This window comes from Ruegeria sp. SCSIO 43209 (assembly GCF_019904295.1).
Lineage (GTDB): Bacteria > Pseudomonadota > Alphaproteobacteria > Rhodobacterales > Rhodobacteraceae > Ruegeria.
Genome location: NZ_CP065359.1, coordinates 515854 through 533791, shown reverse-complemented (window position 1 = coordinate 533791; position 17938 = coordinate 515854). Strand labels below are relative to the sequence as shown.

The 17938-nt window shown below is 58.1% G+C and carries 20 protein-coding genes; 6 read left to right on the top strand and 14 right to left on the bottom strand.

Going from position 1 to position 17938, the window contains the following annotated elements; all coding sequences use genetic code 11:
* Positions 1-9: 9 nt before the first annotated feature.
* Positions 10-1644 carry a SulP family inorganic anion transporter gene (locus tag I5192_RS02665; protein ID WP_170564740.1) on the bottom strand — a complete coding sequence of 545 codons (1635 nt, stop codon included), beginning with the start codon at positions 1642-1644 and terminating at the stop codon, positions 10-12.
* A 205-nt stretch (positions 1645-1849) separates the two neighbouring features.
* On the opposite strand from I5192_RS02665, the gene I5192_RS02660 reads away from it, so the two are divergent.
* Positions 1850-2722, top strand: a complete 873-nt coding sequence (locus I5192_RS02660) for an S-methyl-5'-thioadenosine phosphorylase (protein ID WP_223117687.1) — start codon at positions 1850-1852, stop codon at positions 2720-2722.
* Between the two features lie 2 nt (positions 2723-2724).
* On the opposite strand, the gene I5192_RS02655 is transcribed toward I5192_RS02660, so the two are convergent.
* Positions 2725-3582 carry an alpha/beta hydrolase gene (locus I5192_RS02655; RefSeq protein ID WP_223117686.1) on the bottom strand — a complete coding sequence of 286 codons (858 nt, stop codon included), beginning with the start codon at positions 3580-3582 and terminating at the stop codon, positions 2725-2727.
* A gap of 284 nt (positions 3583-3866) precedes the next feature.
* Here I5192_RS02655 and I5192_RS02650 point away from each other — a divergent pair, with 284 nt between their 5' ends.
* Positions 3867-4496: a LysE family translocator gene (locus I5192_RS02650; RefSeq protein ID WP_223117685.1), complete on the top strand. Its 630-nt coding sequence runs from the start codon at positions 3867-3869 to the stop codon at positions 4494-4496.
* Positions 4497-4498: 2 nt separating this feature from the next.
* On the opposite strand, the gene I5192_RS02645 is transcribed toward I5192_RS02650, so the two are convergent.
* The gene (locus I5192_RS02645) at positions 4499-4672 is read right to left on the bottom strand and encodes a hypothetical protein (RefSeq protein ID WP_170397300.1); all 174 of its coding nucleotides are present in this window, start codon (positions 4670-4672) and stop codon (positions 4499-4501) included.
* A 105-nt stretch (positions 4673-4777) separates the two neighbouring features.
* On the opposite strand from I5192_RS02645, the gene I5192_RS22425 reads away from it, so the two are divergent.
* The 3 genes from I5192_RS22425 (at position 4778) to I5192_RS02635 (ending at position 6188) form a co-directional block, all read left to right on the top strand.
* Positions 4778-4912 (top strand): hypothetical protein, encoded by a 135-nt coding sequence (locus I5192_RS22425; protein WP_255612018.1) that lies wholly within the window; start codon positions 4778-4780, stop codon positions 4910-4912.
* An 82-nt stretch (positions 4913-4994) separates the two neighbouring features.
* Entirely contained in the window at positions 4995-5534 is a 540-nt protein-coding gene (locus tag I5192_RS02640) for an adenine phosphoribosyltransferase (RefSeq protein WP_010441681.1), read from the top strand.
* 171 nt (positions 5535-5705) lie between these two features.
* A complete protein-coding gene (locus I5192_RS02635) occupies positions 5706-6188 on the top strand; it encodes a fasciclin domain-containing protein (RefSeq protein ID WP_170424274.1) in 483 nt (160 codons plus the stop codon).
* 39 nt (positions 6189-6227) lie between these two features.
* Here the strand turns inward: I5192_RS02635 and I5192_RS02630 are convergent, their stop codons facing one another.
* From I5192_RS02630 to coxB, 11 genes are all read right to left on the bottom strand, one after another.
* Entirely contained in the window at positions 6228-7640 is a 1413-nt protein-coding gene (locus I5192_RS02630; protein ID WP_223117684.1) for an FAD-binding oxidoreductase, read from the bottom strand.
* A 38-nt stretch (positions 7641-7678) separates the two neighbouring features.
* The gene (locus I5192_RS02625; protein ID WP_255612132.1) at positions 7679-8470 is read right to left on the bottom strand and encodes an MBL fold metallo-hydrolase; all 792 of its coding nucleotides are present in this window, start codon (positions 8468-8470) and stop codon (positions 7679-7681) included.
* 128 nt (positions 8471-8598) lie between these two features.
* A complete protein-coding gene (locus I5192_RS02620; RefSeq protein ID WP_170397308.1) occupies positions 8599-9183 on the bottom strand; it encodes a GNAT family N-acetyltransferase in 585 nt (194 codons plus the stop codon).
* Entirely contained in the window at positions 9183-10445 is a 1263-nt protein-coding gene (locus I5192_RS02615; protein WP_223117683.1) for a pitrilysin family protein, read from the bottom strand. Before I5192_RS02615 ends, I5192_RS02620 begins: the two co-directional genes overlap by 1 nt.
* Positions 10442-11830 (bottom strand): threonine synthase, encoded by a 1389-nt coding sequence (gene thrC / locus I5192_RS02610; RefSeq protein WP_223117682.1) that lies wholly within the window; start codon positions 11828-11830, stop codon positions 10442-10444. The genes I5192_RS02615 and thrC overlap by 4 nt, the downstream gene beginning before the upstream one ends.
* Positions 11827-12504, bottom strand: a complete 678-nt coding sequence (locus I5192_RS02605) for an SURF1 family protein (RefSeq protein ID WP_223117681.1) — start codon at positions 12502-12504, stop codon at positions 11827-11829. Before I5192_RS02605 ends, thrC begins: the two co-directional genes overlap by 4 nt.
* A 156-nt stretch (positions 12505-12660) precedes the next feature.
* On the bottom strand, positions 12661-13476 hold the full coding sequence (locus tag I5192_RS02600; RefSeq protein ID WP_170397316.1) for a cytochrome c oxidase subunit 3: 816 nt from the start codon (positions 13474-13476) through the stop codon (positions 12661-12663).
* A 22-nt stretch (positions 13477-13498) separates the two neighbouring features.
* Complete coding sequence (locus I5192_RS02595) at positions 13499-14074, bottom strand: cytochrome c oxidase assembly protein (protein ID WP_170397318.1); 576 nt, start codon at positions 14072-14074, stop codon at positions 13499-13501.
* A complete protein-coding gene (locus I5192_RS02590; RefSeq protein ID WP_170397320.1) occupies positions 14074-14235 on the bottom strand; it encodes a hypothetical protein in 162 nt (53 codons plus the stop codon). Before I5192_RS02590 ends, I5192_RS02595 begins: the two co-directional genes overlap by 1 nt.
* The gene (gene cyoE, locus I5192_RS02585; protein WP_170397322.1) at positions 14232-15188 is read right to left on the bottom strand and encodes a heme o synthase; all 957 of its coding nucleotides are present in this window, start codon (positions 15186-15188) and stop codon (positions 14232-14234) included. Before cyoE ends, I5192_RS02590 begins: the two co-directional genes overlap by 4 nt.
* Before the next feature lie 74 nt (positions 15189-15262).
* Positions 15263-16174: a cytochrome c oxidase subunit II gene (gene coxB / locus I5192_RS02580; RefSeq protein WP_170397324.1), complete on the bottom strand. Its 912-nt coding sequence runs from the start codon at positions 16172-16174 to the stop codon at positions 15263-15265.
* A gap of 176 nt (positions 16175-16350) precedes the next feature.
* On the opposite strand from coxB, the gene tldD reads away from it, so the two are divergent.
* Positions 16351-17772 (top strand): metalloprotease TldD, encoded by a 1422-nt coding sequence (gene tldD, locus I5192_RS02575; protein ID WP_223117680.1) that lies wholly within the window; start codon positions 16351-16353, stop codon positions 17770-17772.
* Positions 17773-17938: the final 166 nt, after the last annotated feature.

The following is a 17938-nucleotide window of genomic DNA, read 5'->3' as shown; positions in this document are numbered from 1 at the left end:
TTCGCGTATTCAGTGCCCGCCCAGAATACCGGTGCGGACCGAATAATCCACAGCCAGTTCGTAATCCGGGTCATCATCGCTGTCGACCATCAGATGGCCGGCCTTGTTCAGCAGTGTATGACAGTCACGGCTCAGGTGCCGCAGCATGACGCGTTTGCCAGCCGCTTCGTATTTGGCGGCGATGTTTTCGATAGCCTGCAGCGCGGATTGGTCCACCACACGGCTGGCTGCAAAGTCGATGATGACGGTCTCGGGGTCGTTTCTTACGTCGAACAGCTCCACGAAGCCCTCGGACGAACCAAAGAACAGCGGGCCCTGAATTTCATAGACCTTCGCCCCTTCTTCCGTTTCCGAGTCGCGCGTAACCGCGTGGATGCGTTTGGCGTTATTCCATGCATAAGCCAGGGCAGAGACAATCACACCGACCACAACAGCCACCGCAAGGTCTTCCATCACGGTGACGACTGTCACCAGTACGATCACGAACGCATCCATCAAAGGCACTTTGCGCATGATCTTCAGCGAATTCCAGGCGAAGGTTCCGATCACCACCATGAACATCACACCGACAAGTGCGGCCAGTGGAATCTGCTCGATCAGAGGCGAACCCACTAGGATGAAGAGCAACAGAAACAGCGCTGCAGCGATACCTGCGATACGCGTGCGCCCGCCTGACTTCACGTTGATCATCGACTGACCGATCATCGCACAACCGCCCATACCACCAAAGAAACCGGTGACTACGTTCGCTGTGCCCTGCGCGATACATTCCTGCGAAGCACCACCGCGCTTGCCGGTGATCTCACCCACAAGGTTTAGCGTCAGCAGGGATTCAATCAGACCGATTGCGGCAAGGATCAGGGCATAGGGCAGGATGATTTCAAAGGTCTCCCAGTTCAGCGGCACCATAGGTATATGGAAGCTGGGCAGGCCGCCTTCGATCGAAGCCAGATCACCGACACGCGGGACGTCCAGCCCAATGCCAATGACCAAAGCAGCGACAACAAAAATCCCGGCCAGAGGCGCTGGGATGACGCGGGTGATGCGGGGCATGATCCAGATCACAGCCATGGTCAGCGCAACCAGACCCAGCATTGTGTAGAGCTGAACGCCCGAAAGCCACTCGCCACCGCCCATGCCGTGGCCGGTATTTTCCATGGTTCCGGGCACTTTGAATTGCCCCAGCTGCGCCAGAAAGATCACAATCGCCAGGCCGTTCACAAAGCCCAGCATCACCGGATGCGGCACAAGTCGGATGAACCGGCCCCAATGCATCGCACCTGCGATGATCTGCATAATCCCCATCAGCACCACCGTTGCGAACAGGTATTCGACCCCGTGTTGTGCGACCAGTGCGACCATGACAACCGCAAGCGCCCCGGTCGCGCCCGAGATCATGCCGGGGCGACCGCCGATCAAAGCAGTGATCAGACCGACCAGAAACGCTGCGTAAAGCCCGACCAGAGGGTGCACCCCGGCGACAAAGGCAAAGGCCACGGCTTCGGGGACCAGCGCCAAGGCGACGGTGAGACCGGACAGCAACTCGATACGCAGGCGGGAAAAGGTCAATCCCTCATCCGGGACCCAGCGCAAATCGGGTTTGGCTATACGATTGGCAAAGCTTGCCAGCATGGCTCGGGGCATGGATCGGTCCTGTTGGTCGGTTTTGTTCGCGCGAAAGGGGCCTTCTAGCGGTCAAACCGGTCTTGAGATACCGCGCCAGGCGGGACCCTGATATGCGCCCTGCGCATAGCTTGACCCAAGCGCACACAAACCGTTGAACCCACTTGTCAAATGAAGCTGTGGCCCGCAGAACTCACACAGCAGGAATTTTCAACGGAGAGCACTCGTGACCCAAACAAAAATCGCCGTCATTGGAGGATCGGGCATTTATGACATCGATGGTCTGGAGAATGCCGAGTGGGTCACAGTAGAAACGCCATGGGGCGATCCGTCGGATCAGATCCTGACCGGGTCGCTGGATGGGGTCGAAATGGCCTTCTTGCCGCGTCACGGTCGCGGACATGTGCACTCGCCGACCGAGGTGCCCTATCGCGCCAATATCGACGCGTTGAAACGGCTTGGCGTAACGGATGTGATCTCGGTCTCGGCCTGCGGGTCGTTCCGCGAACATATGGCGCCGGGTGATTTCGTGATCGTGGATCAGTTCATCGATCGAACATTTGCCCGTGAAAAGAGCTTTTTCGGGACTGGCTGCGTCGCCCATGTCAGTGTTGCGCATCCGACCTGCCCGCGCCTGTCGGACGCTTGCGAGACTGCTGGCAAGACGGCTGGCATCACCATCCACCGAGGTGGAACCTATCTGGCGATGGAAGGACCGCAATTCTCGTCATTGGCGGAATCCAAATTATATCGCGAACAATGGGGGTGCGACGTGATCGGCATGACCAACATGCCCGAAGCGAAACTCGCCCGCGAGGCCGAGCTTTGTTATGCCTCAATCGCCATGGTCACCGACTATGACAGCTGGCACCCTGATCACGGTGAAGTCGACGTGGCCGCGATCATCGCCACGCTGACCGGTAATGCGGAAAAAGGCCGGGCATTGGTCAAAGGTCTGCCCACTCTGCTGGGGACCGACCGTGCGCCCTGCCCGCATGGCTGCGACCAGGCGCTGGAGTATGCCATCCTGACCGCGCCTGAAAAGCGCGATCCGGAATTGTTGGCCAAGCTGGATGCTGTGGCTGGGCGGGTGTTATAAACTCAGTACTGCGACAGTTTCTTTTGCACCTCGTCCCATAGGCCATGCGACCACAAATCGTTGTGGGTACCGTCGGGGATCACGTAAATCTGCGCGGTATCGGACATCTCGGCCAGAGCTTTTCCGTGATGCAGTGGAATAGTTTCATCCTCGGTGCCGTGAAAAATCAACGTCGGCACCGAGATCTGTTCGATAAGATCACGTGTGGCGAACTGATCCCTCATCAAGGCTGAGACCGGCAGGAAAGGATAGCGTTCCGCCGCGACATCAACGGTTGCAGTGAACGGGGCCTCAAGCACCAGAAGTTCTGCATCGGGACGCTCGGCTGCCACAGCGGCAGCAATGCCGGTGCCGAGGCTCTGACCGTGCAGCACCACAGCTTTGCCCTGACCCGCCAGCCTGTCATAGAGCTGAACTCCATCAGAGATCAGCGCCAGTTCCGAGGGCTCGCCTTCGCTGCCCGGAAAGCCGCGATAGCTGGGGGCAAGCAGCCCATAGCCCGAGTTTAGGATTTCGCGCAGCCGTTCAGCACGGTCCCCCAGATTGCCGCTTTGGCCGTGGAAGAATAGGACGGTCGGTGCATCCGGGATTGCAGCGGGTGCTGCCCAGACCGTCAGGGCAGTACCATCAGCCATTGTCAGCGATAGCGCATCAACATCCGCCAACCCCACCGAAGCCGGATCCGGTAACGTACCTTCGGGTTTGTACAGCAGAGATTGCTGGTTGAAAAACATGTATCCGAGGACGCCCGCATACAAGATCGCCGCGGCCAACAGCAGTCCTACCAAGATGCTTTTGAGGCGCTCGACACCGGATCTGGCGCGGCCGGTATCGGCCTCAGCGTGTTGGGTTTGAACCATGGCTCCCTCCTTTGGGTCGCATTGCGAGAGTGGGGTACATTGGAGGCGTTTCAAGATGCATAAGCCAAGCTTCATCCAATCTTAAACCTGTTGCGGCAATCCCAGACCGCATTGCACGCTTGAATTCCCTGCCCCATGTCCTTGGTATTTAGGCGACCCCGGCTTCGCAAATCCGAACGCCAACCCGTTGGAGACGGTGTTTCACCACGAGAATGTGCCCGCAAAGCCTTGACCAATACGTCGTGCCAAGGCTTGCTATGGGAAACACTCTAATAGGATACTCCATGTCCATTGAAATCTGGCTGGCCTTTGTGGCCGCTTCGACCGCGCTGCTGCTGATCCCAGGCCCGACCGTGTTGCTGGTGCTTAGCTATGCGCTGTCGAAAGGACGCAGTGTGGCGGTTGCCTCGGCCACTGGGGTCGCATTGGGGGATTTGGTGGCGATGACCGCGTCGCTGCTGGGGCTGGGGGCGCTGGTGCTGGCCTCTGCCACACTGTTTGCCGTGCTGAAATGGGTTGGGGCAGCCTATCTTGTCTGGCTTGGTGTCAAACTCCTGCGCAGCGCGCCGTCGGGCGGGCTGCAAGCAATTGAAACCGAACGTGACGTGACCGCCCGCAGTGTTTTTGGCCATGCCGCTGCAGTCACCGCGCTGAACCCGAAGTCCATTGCCTTCTTCATCGCTTTCGTACCGCAATTCTTGCGTCCAGCCGAGCCTTTGGGTCCGCAATTCGCGATCCTGATCGCAACATTTGTGGGTCTCGCGGGGCTGAACGCGCTGGCCTATGCGCTGCTGGCGGACAAGCTGCGCCGGATGATCGGACGCGCGAATGTCATCACGACCATGACCCGGTTCGGAGGGTTGACCCTGATCGGAATGGGCATCGCCACAGCGGTTCTGCGCCGCCCGGCGTGATTTCAGTTTTCAGCGTTTTCCTTCATGAACCCCCGGATAAACCGGCGAATTTCGCGGGCGGCGGAGGTGTCCAGATCCCTGCACAACTCGACGAATGCATCGCGCTCATCCTTGTCGAGACGCAAAACCAACTGACTGTTTTTCTTGGTAGATTTCTTTCCATCTTTCTTGGTCACACGTCCAGTCCCCGTCCTGCCCTTGATTCTAAGCGCGATGCATTGTATATACATAGAATATAAAGTAGATATCGCGCACATAACAGCAAAAGTGAGATTAAAGCAATGAACCTTCATGTCGCGCAAGCCATTCTTCTTCGGGATCAACGCAACTGGCGCAAGCCGCACCTGTCCTGGCTTCCGAACGCGCTGTATCGCTACTACGGCCTGCCTAACGCCATGCGCGGCCGCAGCAAGTAGCCGCAGGGGCCAGAGTTCTCTTGCATGACCGCACCTTATGGGCGAAATACCCCGCGCGTGTTTGATGCCAAAGGGGTGGCCCATGTCCAGAAACAAAACGGTCAAGGATTACATTCGGACCATCGTCGATTTCCCGCATGAAGGGATCATGTTCCGCGATGTCACCACCCTGTTTGCCGACCCGCGTGGGTTCCGCATGGCAATCGACCAGATGTTGCACCCTTACGCCGGTGAGCGAATCGACAAAGTTGTGGGCCTTGAGGCGCGCGGCTTTATTCTGGGCGGTGCGATTGCCCACCAGCTGAGCGTTGGATTCGTGCCGATCCGCAAAAAGGGCAAACTGCCCGGCACCACGATCAGCCAAGACTACAAGCTGGAATATGGAGAGGCGATAGTCGAAATTCACGATGACGCCATCCAGCCGGGTGAGAAGATCCTGGTCGTTGATGATCTTCTGGCTACCGGAGGCACCGCCGCCGCGGGGATCAAGCTGATCGAACGGCTGGGCGGCGAGATCATCTCATGCGCGTTCATCATCGATCTGCCCGAATTGGGTGGTCGCAAAGCGCTGGAAGATTTGGGCATGGACGTGCACGTTCTGTGCGAGTTCGAAGGGCTCTGATCTCCACAAACTTCACAAACTCGTGACTGGAAATCGCGTGCGCCGCAGGCTTAGCGCGATTGGGGTCACATTCAAGAAACAGTTGCCTCTGGATTCTGTGATCTTGTCGCGACCTGACTGCGTACCCCGAATGATGCCACCTAGGGCATTCTCAACAAGGGAAATCATGTCATGTTGCGCAAATTCGCTGTTGCTGGAGTTGCCAGTCTTCTGTTGACCACCTCTGCTTTGGCAGATGGGCACGCCAAGGATATCGTCGATACTGCGGTGGGCGCGGGCAGTTTTGAAACGCTCGTCGCTGCCGTTCAGGCCGCCGAACTGGTTGAAACGCTGAAAGGCGAAGGGCCGTTCACCGTTTTCGCCCCAACGGATGAGGCTTTTGCAGCGCTGCCCGAGGGCACGGTCGAAAATCTGCTGAAGCCCGAAAACAAGGACCAGTTGGTCGCAGTGCTGACCTATCACGTTGTCCCGGGCAAAGTGATGTCGGGTGATCTGTCCGATGACATGACCGCCGCCACCGTGCAGGGCGGAGATATCACCATCGATCTCGACAATGGCGTCATGGTGAATGATGCCAACGTTGTGCAAGCCGATATCGAAGCCGAGAACGGCGTGATCCATGTGATCGACAAGGTCATTCTGCCCGCTTCGTAAAGAACCGCAGCGCCCCGGTATACGTCCGGGGCGCGTCTATTAGGCCAGAACCGCCCCGGGGTTCATAATCCCTTGAGGATCAAGCGCTGCTTTGATCGCCCTCATGGCCTGCATCTTGACCGGATCGCCATAGCGTTCCAGATCATCTGTCTTGAGCCGACCGACACCGTGTTCGGCACTGACCGATCCACCAAATTCATGAACCAGATCATGTACCGCGCGTTTGACCGCGCCCCGCTGCGCAACAAACTCTGACTTGTCCTGCCCGGCGGGTGGAAACACGTTATAATGCAGATTACCGTCGCCCAGATGTCCAAAGCAGTTCACGCGAAACGGCCCCTGCCCGGCCACCACATCCGCGCCGCGCCGAATGAACTCTGGAATGCGGGAAATCGGGACCGAGATATCATGGCTGGAAACTGATCCGATCAGCCGGTTGGCCTCGGGGATGCGCTCGCGCACGGCCCAGAGTTCGGACCGCTGTGCTTCGCTCTGCGCGATAACCGCATCGCGGACCAGATCGCGCTCATCAGCGGCGACATAAATCGCCTCAAGCATGTCCGAAGGGTCTTGGCCGACAGACAGGCCCAGCTCGATCAACACACTCCATTCAGGTGTTGCCGCAAAGGGTTGCCGCACGTCGGGCAAAACCTCGGTCAGGAATTCGAGGCCCTGCCCATGGATCAACTCAAACGTACTGACCGCTTCCCCCACTTGATCCCGCGCCACTGACAACAGATCAATGGCAGCCTCGGGTGAGGAGACCTGAAACATTGCGGTTCCAACGCCCTTGGGTCGCGGGAACAGCTTCAACGCCGCCGCCGTAATGATGCCAAGTGTCCCTTCGGACCCGATCATCAGGTTACGCAGGTCATAACCGGTGTTGTCCTTACGCAACCGGCTAAGCCCGTGCCATATCTCACCACTGGGCAATACCACTTCAAGCCCCAGGCACAGATCGCGTGCATTGCCATAGCGCAGCACATTCACGCCACCCGCATTAGTGGCCAGATTGCCGCCAATCCGGCAAGAACCCTGCGCAGCCAGCGACAGGGGAAATAGACGGTCCGCGTCTTCAGCGGCAGTCTGGACGTCGGCCAGAATGGCACCGGCCTCGGCCACAAGTATGTTCTCGGTGGGGTAAGTCGCCCGTATCGCCGTCATCCGTTCCAGGGAAACGATCAAAGGGACAGGACCATCCGGAACAACCTGCCCTCCTACCAGACCGGTGCCGCCGCCATAAGGGACAACAGGCACCCGAGCGTCTGCGGCCAATTGCACCAGAGCCGACACATCTTCCACGGTGCGCGGCAAGGCAAGCAAACCGGGCTGCCCGACAAACCGCTGACGCGGCTCTTCAAGGTAACGATCTGCAATCGGGCGCAAAACGTCAGCACCCAATCGGGCTCTGATTGCTTCGGCAAGGCGGCTGTCTGCAGGGTTCAGTTTCATGGCTCTTCCCTGCCAAAGGCCACGGGCCGCGACAAGCCCTATTCCAGCTCTATCAGGTACTGAGGCTCCAGCACCACAACCGTCGGCCTGTCGGGCAACGTGCGCAACGAGACGACAATCTCGGACACCCCATCCCGTTCAACCGGGAATTCATCCCGAATATCCACCAAAAACCGCTGGAGCGAAAAGTCCGAGAACCAATGCATCGGGATAATGACCGAGCTTTTGAGGCGTTTCAGAACCTGAACCATCTCGGGCAAGGGCATCGTGGTGCCTCCGTCCACCGCCGCCATGACCACATCCAGCCGACCCAGTGCAGCGAATTGTTCATCCGACGGAATGTGATGCAGATGCCCCAGATGGCCGATGCACAACCCTTCGACCTCGAACACAAAGATCGAGTTTCCGCGATCTTCAATACCGCCATAGGCCGAACGGATATCGGTCGACACATTGCGAATCAGCATCTCACCCAGATCAAGATGGTGCTCGATGCCTTCGCCGAACTCGCCCCAGCCCGGCAAGACATACGGGATGGCCGGATCGGGATGGGCAGTCCAGTGGGTGCTGTGCGCATGGTTCATTGTGACCACGTCAGGAATTAGCGCAGCGCCGCCGATAAAACCGGTGAAATCGGTCACCGCGTTCAGCCCGCCCTGTGTCTGGATCAGAAACGATGCATGCGCGACATAGCTGATACGAACCGAAAACTCGGGCACGGGATCCTGCCACGCCGCTTTGTGAAGATATTCAATCCCCGGTGCCGCATCTGCGATGGCGATACAGTGACTAGGCCGCCGCTCCTGCGCCACAGCCCCGCCTGCAATCATCATCAGTCCCGCAACAAACCGCCACATAGGGCAAGTGTAGCGCAATGGGCCAACAAGTCATGCCCTTGTTGATCTGGCCACGGATATCTCCAGGACAGGAGGCTTGCCATGCCTGGCGGCAGAGCTCTCTAGCCTGCCTCAGTCTTGCCCCGACGATCGGACCTTAGGCTGGCATACAGAACATGTGTTCGCCAGCGCCCATTGATCTGCAGATAAGACTGCGCCACGCCTTCGTATTTGAAGCCTGAGCTTTCCAGCAGACCGCGAGAGGCCTTGTTCTCAGGCAAACACGCGGCCTCGATCCGGCTTAAATCCAGACGGGTGAAGGCGTGATGAACAACGGCGCCAATTGCTTCGCGCATGAAACCCTGACGCGCGAAGGCCTGCCCAGTCCAATAGCCCAAGGTGCCAGCCTGCGCCGGACCACGGCGAACATTGTCCAACGTGATCGCCCCCAGCAGAATATTGTCTGTGCGACGAAACAGGAACAGAGGTATCGCCGTTCCACTCGCGACTGAGCGCTGGGCCCAATAGACCCGGTTGGTAAACGACTTTCGGCTCAGATGGTCCTTGGCCCAAACCGGCTCCCACGGCACCAGATAGTCCTTTGAGGCACGCCGCAGGGCGGTCCAGTCGTTGAAGTCGGAATGCATGGGCGGGCGCAGAGTCAAGCGCTCGGTTTCGAGTTTCAGCTTGCGTCTGCCTAACAGCATCACGCCGCGCGCCTCTCCTGTAAGTCAGCCAGTGACGGTGCACCCGAGACCGGGCCATAAAGCGCCAGCGCGGCCGGGGCTTTGACTGCCATGTCTTCGGCAAAGGCACGCACGTCCTCGGTGCTGACCGCATCGATCTTGGCCACGGTGTCCTCAAGCGAGGGCACACGTCCCCAGATCTGCACCAGTCGCGCCAGACGTTCGGCCCGGTTCGATGGGCTTTCCAGCCCCATCAGCATCCCGGCCTTCATCTGGGCCCGCGCACGGGCAACCTCTTCTGCGCTCATGTCTTCGGCAGCGCGCTTCATCTCGTCGATGGTAATCGTCGCCAATTCGCCCACCTGATCGGCCGAGGTGCCTGCGTAAATCGTTGTCGTACCGGTATCCGCATAAGCACCGGTCTGAGCAAAGATCGTATAGCAAAGCCCGCGCGTCTCGCGCACTTCCTGAAACAGGCGCGAGGACATGCCTCCACCCAGAGCGGTCGAGTAAATCTGGGCCGTATAGATCGCATCATCGCGATAGCCCGGACTTTCCAGCGCCAGCGCGAAATGCGCCTGCTCCAGTTCTTTCTCCTGCCGCGCCTCACCACCAGTGAACCGCGCAGCGTCGGGGATCAGACCCTTGCGCTGCTGCAGGTGGCCGAACATCTCTTCGGCCAGTTTCATCAGCGCATCGTGGTCCACAGCTCCAGCTGCAGACAGGATCATCTGTTCCGGCCCGTAGTGTTCGGCCACGAAACCAGACAAGTCCTCGCGGGAAAACGCACTGACGCGCTCGGTCGGGCCCAGAATGGTGCGGCCAAGGGGTTGGTCGTGATAGCTCTGCTCTTGCAGCCAGTCAAAGATTACATCGTCCGGCGTATCATAGGCCTGACCAATCTCTTGCAGGATCACTCCGCGCTCGACCTCGATCTCGCGCGGGTCGAATACCGGGTTCAGGACGATGTCGCCGATGACATCCATGGCCAGCGCCACATCGTCCTTCAGTACGCGTGCATAATAGGCCGTAACTTCGCGCGAGGTATAGGCGTTGATGTACCCGCCCACATCCTCGATCGCTTCGGCGATTTGCAGCGCAGAACGCCGCTGGGTTCCCTTGAACGCCATATGCTCAAGGAAATGCGCGATACCGTTCTGCTCGATCCGCTCGTGCCGCCCACCGGCGGTTACCCAGATGCCGATGGCCGCAGATTGCAGCCCCGGCATATGTTCACTGACGATACGAAATCCGTTCTTCAGTTGGTCCTGTCTGACTGTCACTCAGCAATATGCCTTCTGATATGATCCTCAAGGGCACCCAGATCGTTCGCAACGCGGGTCACCCGTTCCGGACGTTCATACAGATCAGACATGCGGGATGGAAGAGGCGGATGTTCGCCGCTTGCCTTCTCGACGGCTGCCGGGAACTTCGCGGGATGCGCGGTTGCGAGCGTGATCATGGGCACATCGGCAGCGCGGTGGTCTTCAGCCACTTTGATCCCAACGGCGGTGTGCGGACAAACCAACTCGGCGCTGTGGACCATCGTGCGCCTGATCGTCTCAAGCGTCTCGTCCTCAGAAACGCGGCCCGAGTCAAAGTTTTCTCGCAGAGCCTCCATCGCGCCTTGGCTGACATTGAAGCCTCCGCTCTTGAGTTCATCCATCAATTGAGCGACTGCGCCGCCATCTTCGCCATAGGCGTAGTACAGTGCGCGCTCAAAGTTCGAGCTAACCTGAATATCCATCGAAGGGCTGATTGAGGGGATCGTATCGCCCTTGAAATACCCCTCGCCGGAGAGACAGCGATGCAGAATGTCGTTCTGGTTGGTCGCCACCACCAGACGATCGATGAGCAGCCCCATGCGTTTGGCCAGATGGCCTGCGAAGATATCGCCGAAATTCCCTGTCGGCACGGTGAAGCTGACCTTGCGATGTGGCGCGCCGAGGCTGACGGCGGCGGAGAAATAGTAAACGATCTGTGCCAACACGCGGGCGAAGTTGATCGAATTGACGCCTGCAAGTTTCACACCGTCGCGGAAATCAAAGTCGTTGAACATGTCTTTGAGCGCGGCCTGGCAGTCATCGAAATCGCCGTCTACCGCCAAAGCGTGCACATTACTGTCTGCGGGCGTAGTCATCTGACGGCGCTGCACTTCTGAAACACGGCCATGTGGGAACAGGATGAACACATCCACCGCGTCCAGCCCACGGAACGCCTCGATGGCGGCAGAACCGGTGTCCCCGCTCGTCGCGCCGACAATGGTCACGCGATCTTCGCGCCGTTTGAGCGCGACCTGGAACAGCTGGCCGATTAGCTGCATGGCGAAATCTTTGAAGGCCAGCGTGGGGCCGTGAAACAGCTCCAGCAGAAAATGGTTCTCGTTCAGCTGCTTCAACGGCGCGCGGGCGTCATGGCCAAAGCCCTCATAAGCGCGCGCTATGATATCTTTGAACTCATCATCGGAGAACGAGCCGCTCACATAAGGCCACATCACGCGGAATGCGATTTCCTCATAGGACAGGCCAGCCAACGCAGCAATTTCGTCCTGCGACATCACCGGAATTTCAGCGGGCAAGTACAGACCACCATCGCGGGCCAGTCCGGTCAGCATCGCCTCTTCAAAGGTCAGTTCGGGCGCCTGCCCGCGGGTCGAGATGTATTTCATGTCGCGTCACTTTCGGAATTGGCACGGCTGCGCCACAGGAAGTATCCGGTCATTGCGGCCCAGACCAGAGCTAGACCAAACCAGATGATTGCATATTGCAAATGATCGTTGGGGATGCCCGCCGTATTCACCGGCATTGGCGTTACATTCGGATCGGTTTCCGAGCGTGCAATTAGCAACACCGGCTCAGCCCCCAGCGCGGCGGCCAGATTGGGCACATCACGGGCGAACCAGATGTTGCCGTCAATATCTGCGTCAGGCGTGTAGCCATCGACTTCATCGGGCCAGTGCAGGTTGCCGGTGATTTCCATCGGGCCAGTCAGGCGATCAGCCTGCTTGGCTGTGGTCGGCACAAAGCCGCGATCCACCAGAATAGTCCGGTCGTCGGTGGCAAAGGACTGGATGATCCGATACCCCGGCCCCACCTGCTTGACCGAAACCAAAACGTGGATCTCGCCCGGTTCGATCTCGCCTGTGACCGTCACCGGAAGGTATTTGTCCACATCCTCGGACACTTGCAATGGCAAGGCGACAGGATCGGCAGCGATGCGGCTTTCGATCTCGGCCAGCACCTCCTGTTTCCAGGTCAGCCGCTGCAGTTGCCAAATGCCCAGCGACAGCAGCAGGCCCAGACCGGCAAAGCCGAAGATCAACAGAAACAGAATGCGATGCATATTGGGATCAGACCTTGTTGCGGGAACCGGCGCCTTGTTAAGGGGCACGTGAACCGAAGTGCAACCATGTAATTGTATGGGGCGCAATCTTGCGCCCCTGATTGAGAAAAAGCCGCCCCGTGGGGCGGCTTTTGCAATTGGATCACCTGCGTGGCGTTACATCAGCGGGGCCTGACCCCAAATGTAGACGGCGAAAAACAGGAACAGCCAGACGACGTCAACGAAGTGCCAGTACCATGCGGCAGCCTCGAAACCGACGTGTTTCTCGGGCGTAAAGTCCCCCTTCAGGGCGCGGATCAGACAGACCGACAGGAAGATGGTGCCGATAATCACATGCGCGCCGTGGAAACCGGTTGCCATGAAGAAGTTCGAATAGAACTGATCGCCACCGAACTCCCAACCCTCATGGGCCAGTAACTCATAGTATTCAAACGCCTGAAGCGCAGTAAAGGCGATGCCCAGAACGATACCAATGGCCAGACCATTGATCAGCGCCTTGCGGTCATTGTCATGAACAAGCGCGTGGTGGGCCCAAGTAATCGCACAACCCGACAGCAACAGGACCAAAGTGTTGATCAGCGGCAGGTGGAACGGATCAACGGCGTGGATATCCGGCTGGATGTATTCAGTACCGGCATAGTCGTACATCGGATACATGCGATGTTTGAAGAACGACCAGAACCAGGCGAAGAAGAACATCACCTCGGACATCACGAACAGGATAAAGCCATAGCGCAGGCCGATACGCACGACCGGCGTATGATCGCCCTGACGGCTTTCAACCACGACTTCGGACCACCATGCAAACATGGTATAAAGAACCCCGACCAACCCCATCCAGAAGATCCACGGGGTGATCCCGTGCATCCAAAGAACGGCCCCGAACAGCATCACAAATCCGCTTACCGCGCCGATCAGTGGCCAGATTGACGGGTTCAGAATGTGGTAATCATGGTCTTTTGCGTGTGCCATCAGCGTCCCTCACCTACAGGCGTTAGTTCTTGTTTGTCTCAGCCTGCACGTCAAGGGCGGCATAGCCCTCGGGCAGATCAATCTCATAGAATGTATACGACAGCGTGATCGTATGCACATATTTTGCTTCGGGATCTTCGATCAGTTCGGGATCGACGAAGAACGTAACGGGCATCTCGACTCGCTCACCCGGCTCCAACACCTGTTCATCGAAGCAGAAACAGGCGATTTTCTGAAAATACCCCCCGGCGGAATAGGGCGCCACGTTGTAGGACGCCTGCCCTGCGACGGGCTTGTCGGTTGGGTTGTACGCTTCGTAGAACGCCAGACCTGTCTCACCGATACGTATTTTCATCTCGCGTTCGACGGGCTTGAATTCCCACGGCATACCCTTGGCCTTGGAGGCATCAAATCGGACCGTCACCACTTGGTCGAGAATGTCATCAGGGGCTTTCTCGGCAACCCCGGTGGTCCCTCCATACCCCGTGACCCGGCAGAACCAATTATAAAACGGCACCGCTGCCCATGCCAAACCGCCCATAAGGACGACGACGCCGACCAGTTGCGCGACCGTTTTCTGTGGCCCCGTCAACTTCATCAGTTCTGCACCTGCTGCGTCGCCAGACTAAAATCTGTGTTCGAGACCTTGACGACTGTCAGGCCGAAGATGATCACGATGAACGCGGCCAGTGTCAGGCCGACGCCCAGATTGCGGCTGAACCGTCTTTGGTGAAGTTCGTGAGTTTTGCGCAGGCTCATGACCAGCCTCCTAATCCGTAAGGTTTCAACAGGGCCTCGACGAGAATCGCGCCGAAATGCAGAAACAGGTACAGCAGCGACAGTTTGAAGAAACTGCGTTCGACCTTGAAGTTGTCGGCCTCCGAATCGTCTTCGTTTCGACGAGAAATCTGCCAGGCCCCCCGCAGAAACAAGCCATTCAGAACCAGCGCAACAACTAGATAAATCGGGCCTCCGATATCCGAGAACGCAGTCCCCACCGCCAGCAACGCCAGCAACGCGGTATAAACCAGAATATGCCAGCGCGTCGCGCGTCGACCATGGGTGACGGTCAACATCGGCACCCCGGCATCGTCATAGTCCGAGCGCATGAACAAGGCCAACGCCCAGAAATGCGGAGGTGTCCACATGAATGTCAGGGCAAACATCAACCACGGTTCGAGCGTCATCGAGCCAGTGGCCGCGACCCATCCGATGACCGGCGGGAACGCTCCCGCGGCACCACCAATGACGATGTTCTGAGGCGTCGAGCGTTTCAGCCACATCGTGTAGACGACAACATAGAAGAAAATAGTGAAGGCCAGAAACGCCCCTGCAAACCAGTTGGTTGCCAAACCCAGCATAATCACGGACAGGCCAGACAGAGCCAGACCCAGCGCCAATGCCTCGCCTTCTTCAACTTTGCCAGAGGGGATTGGACGGCCTTTGGTGCGCTTCATCACGCGGTCGATATCCGCGTCCCACCACATGTTCAGCGCGCCGGATGCACCGCCACCAATAGCGATGAACAGGATGGCGCAGAAGCCAACAAATGGATGTATCGGAACCGGAGCCGCAAGCAGTCCGACCAAAGCCGTGAATACGACCAGCGACATCACGCGCGGCTTCAGCAGGGCGAAATAATCGCCAAAGCTGGCCTCGTCCGCGCGGGTCTGCGCAGAGACGGTGCTGGCATTGAAGCTTGCGTCGCTCATATCCGGTCCTTTTCGGGGCAAAAGCTGCGCGATTTCCGCGCAGCTCGCATGTGTTTATCTAGGCCGCAAAGGGCTTAGTTCGAGGCCACTTGGTAGGAAGCAGGCTGACCTGCATATTCTTCAAGCGCGCCCTGCAGCCACTGTTCATATGCCTCTTCGCTGACCACTTTGACAGTGATTGGCATATAGGCATGGTCTTTACCGCACAGCTCAGAACACTGTCCGAAATAGACGCCTTCCTTGTCTGCTTCGAACCACAGTTCGGCCAGACGACCAGGAACGCCGTCCTGCTTCACGCCGAACGAAGGAATGGTCCAGGAATGGATCACGTCCGATGCAGTAACCTGCATCACGACAATCTTGCCGACCGGAACAACGACCGCGGTGTCGGTGGCGAGCAGCCATTCGTCTTCGCCATAGCCTGCATCGGCCAGCTTCGCCCGCATCGCATCGTCCAGAACAAACGGTGTTACGTCGGCATCCGCCGGGCGCGCGCCCTCGTCGAGGGTGGCCGGGTGGCCCAGGAGATAGCTATCGAAGGCAAAGTCATGATCGACATATTCGTAGGTCCAGTACCACTGGTTCCCCACGACTTTGATGGTGATGTCGCCTTCGGGAATCTCTTGTTGCTTGAAAAGAACCGGCAGCGAGAAAGCCCCGATGAAGACCAGAATCAGGATCGGGCCCAAAGTCCAGGCAATCTCAACCGGAGTGTAATGCGAGAACCGAGCCGGGTTCGGGTTTACGCGCTGGTTGTAGCGTACGATGCAGTAAACCAGCAGACCCGCAACAAACACACAGATCGCGGTGATGATCACCAGAATCATGTTGTCCAGCGACTGAATCCCTTCGGCAAGGCTGGTGGCAGCAGGCTGGAACCCCATGCCGCCGTCAACCGGCTTGCCAATAATCTCAAGCTCCTGAGCCATGGCGGGAAGGCTGGAGAGGGCCGTAGCAAGCCCGGAAAGCATCAAAGCATTCTTCATTTTCTGTCCTGATCGTTTGATCTTTGCGTCTCTCGCGAAAAGGTGTGAATCGGTCGCACCTCTCCCGTTGTCTTTGGCCGCGTTAAAAACCATATTCCGTCGGGTAGATAAAGCAAAATGCTTGCGTCAAACAGACGCTATTTTTGATCTGGATCAAACCCGAAAGGTCACAACTGATGACACAGGCCCCGTTTCGCCCGTTTGAAAGCGTTCTTCCCAAGGATGAAGCGCTTGCTGTACTGAAGGCTGCAACTGATGGCGCCGAGGATGGGGAACTGTTCGTAGAACGGCGCAAATCCGAATCTTTGGTGTTTGATGACGGCCGATTGCGCACGGCCTCTTACGACGCTTCCGAGGGATTCGGTCTTCGCGCGGTGCAGGGTGAAGTGGCTGGATACGCGCATTCAACGGATGTTTCGATTCCCTCTCTGAAGCGTGCAGCCGAAACCGCGCGGTTGGCGGTCGGCGATGGTGGAGGGACGCTGGCCGGGCCACCACGTGCCACCAATACCAGGTTATATACCGATGAAGACCCGATCGAATCCGCCGCCTTCCCGGTCAAAATCGAGACACTGCGCGAGATAGACGCTTTTACCCGTGGTCTGGATTCCCGGGTTGTGCAAGTCAGCGCCACGATTGCCGCTGCAGTGCAGGAGGTCGAGATTCTTCGCCCCGATGGTGTGCAGGTGCGCGATATACGCCCGATGACCCGCCTGAACATCTCGGTTATCGTAGAACAGAGCGGCAGACGCGAAAGCGGTTCTGCCGGAGGTGGCGGTCGCGTTGGGCTGGATGGCTTGATCGATCCCTCAGACTGGCAAGATAAGGCGCGTGAGGCTCTGCGGATCGCGATGGTCAATCTGGATGCCGTCCCTGCCCCTGCCGGCGTGATGGAAGTCGCGTTGGGCCCCGGTTGGCCCGGTATTCTGTTGCACGAGGCCATCGGCCACGGGCTTGAAGGTGATTTCAACCGCAAGGGCAGTTCCGCTTTTGCCGGGCTGATGGGGCAGCAGATCGCCTCGAAAGGTGTAACAGTCGTGGATGATGGGACGATTGCAGACCGACGCGGTTCGATATCAGTGGATGACGAGGGCACACCCAGTTCGCGTACAGTTCTGATCGAGGATGGAATCCTCACCGGATATATGCAGGACCGCCAGAACGCACGCCTGATGGGCGTTGCTCCAACCGGGAACGGCCGGCGTCAAAGCTATGCCCATAAACCGATGCCGCGCATGACCAACACAATCATGTTGGGTGGCGATGCCGATCCGGCCTCGTTGGTGGCAGATATCAAAGACGGCATCTGGGCTGTGGGCTTCGGCGGTGGCCAGGTCGACATTACCAACGGCAAGTTCGTGTTCTCCTGCACCGAGGCATATCGTGTCGAGAACGGCAAGATCGGCGCTCCGGTCAAAGGCGCGACGCTGATTGGCGACGGCCCCTCGGCGCTAAAACGCATTCGGGGACTGGGCAATGACATGGCGCTGGATCCCGGCATGGGCACATGTGGAAAGGATGGGCAATGGGTGCCGGTCGGTGTCGGCCAACCTACCGTTTTGATGGATGGGCTGACCGTGGGCGGCTCTGCCACCTGAGTCGGCTCAAAAGAAGAATCAAGGCGCGAAGAGTTAACACACTACTCTTCGCGTCAAATCAAAAACTCATCCATGGATATGTGAGCCAAGATAATTCGCACGAATTTTCTTTCTTTCTTTCAATGACATAATCATCTCTCCGAGGGATGGGTTCGAAAAATACCGA

What these genes read in the sequence shown, in the direction of transcription:
- I5192_RS02665 (WP_170564740.1), bottom strand. Translation starts at nt 1,644, where the DNA reads ATGCCCCGAGCCATGCTGGCAAGCTTTGCCAATCGTATAGCCAAACCC.
- I5192_RS02655 (WP_223117686.1), bottom strand. Translation starts at nt 3,582, where the DNA reads ATGGTTCAAACCCAACACGCTGAGGCCGATACCGGCCGCGCCAGATCC.
- I5192_RS02650 (WP_223117685.1), top strand. Translation starts at nt 3,867, where the DNA reads ATGTCCATTGAAATCTGGCTGGCCTTTGTGGCCGCTTCGACCGCGCTG.
- I5192_RS22425 (WP_255612018.1), top strand. Translation starts at nt 4,778, where the DNA reads ATGAACCTTCATGTCGCGCAAGCCATTCTTCTTCGGGATCAACGCAAC.
- I5192_RS02640 (WP_010441681.1), top strand. Translation starts at nt 4,995, where the DNA reads ATGTCCAGAAACAAAACGGTCAAGGATTACATTCGGACCATCGTCGAT.
- I5192_RS02635 (WP_170424274.1), top strand. Translation starts at nt 5,706, where the DNA reads ATGTTGCGCAAATTCGCTGTTGCTGGAGTTGCCAGTCTTCTGTTGACC.
- I5192_RS02630 (WP_223117684.1), bottom strand. Translation starts at nt 7,640, where the DNA reads ATGAAACTGAACCCTGCAGACAGCCGCCTTGCCGAAGCAATCAGAGCC.
- I5192_RS02625 (WP_255612132.1), bottom strand. Translation starts at nt 8,470, where the DNA reads ATGATTGCAGGCGGGGCTGTGGCGCAGGAGCGGCGGCCTAGTCACTGT.
- I5192_RS02620 (WP_170397308.1), bottom strand. Translation starts at nt 9,183, where the DNA reads ATGCTGTTAGGCAGACGCAAGCTGAAACTCGAAACCGAGCGCTTGACT.
- thrC (WP_223117682.1), bottom strand. Translation starts at nt 11,830, where the DNA reads ATGAAATACATCTCGACCCGCGGGCAGGCGCCCGAACTGACCTTTGAA.
- I5192_RS02605 (WP_223117681.1), bottom strand. Translation starts at nt 12,504, where the DNA reads ATGCATCGCATTCTGTTTCTGTTGATCTTCGGCTTTGCCGGTCTGGGC.
- I5192_RS02600 (WP_170397316.1), bottom strand. Translation starts at nt 13,476, where the DNA reads ATGGCACACGCAAAAGACCATGATTACCACATTCTGAACCCGTCAATC.
- I5192_RS02595 (WP_170397318.1), bottom strand. Translation starts at nt 14,074, where the DNA reads ATGAAGTTGACGGGGCCACAGAAAACGGTCGCGCAACTGGTCGGCGTC.
- I5192_RS02590 (WP_170397320.1), bottom strand. Translation starts at nt 14,235, where the DNA reads ATGAGCCTGCGCAAAACTCACGAACTTCACCAAAGACGGTTCAGCCGC.
- cyoE (WP_170397322.1), bottom strand. Translation starts at nt 15,188, where the DNA reads ATGAGCGACGCAAGCTTCAATGCCAGCACCGTCTCTGCGCAGACCCGC.
- coxB (WP_170397324.1), bottom strand. Translation starts at nt 16,174, where the DNA reads ATGAAGAATGCTTTGATGCTTTCCGGGCTTGCTACGGCCCTCTCCAGC.
- tldD (WP_223117680.1), top strand. Translation starts at nt 16,351, where the DNA reads ATGACACAGGCCCCGTTTCGCCCGTTTGAAAGCGTTCTTCCCAAGGAT.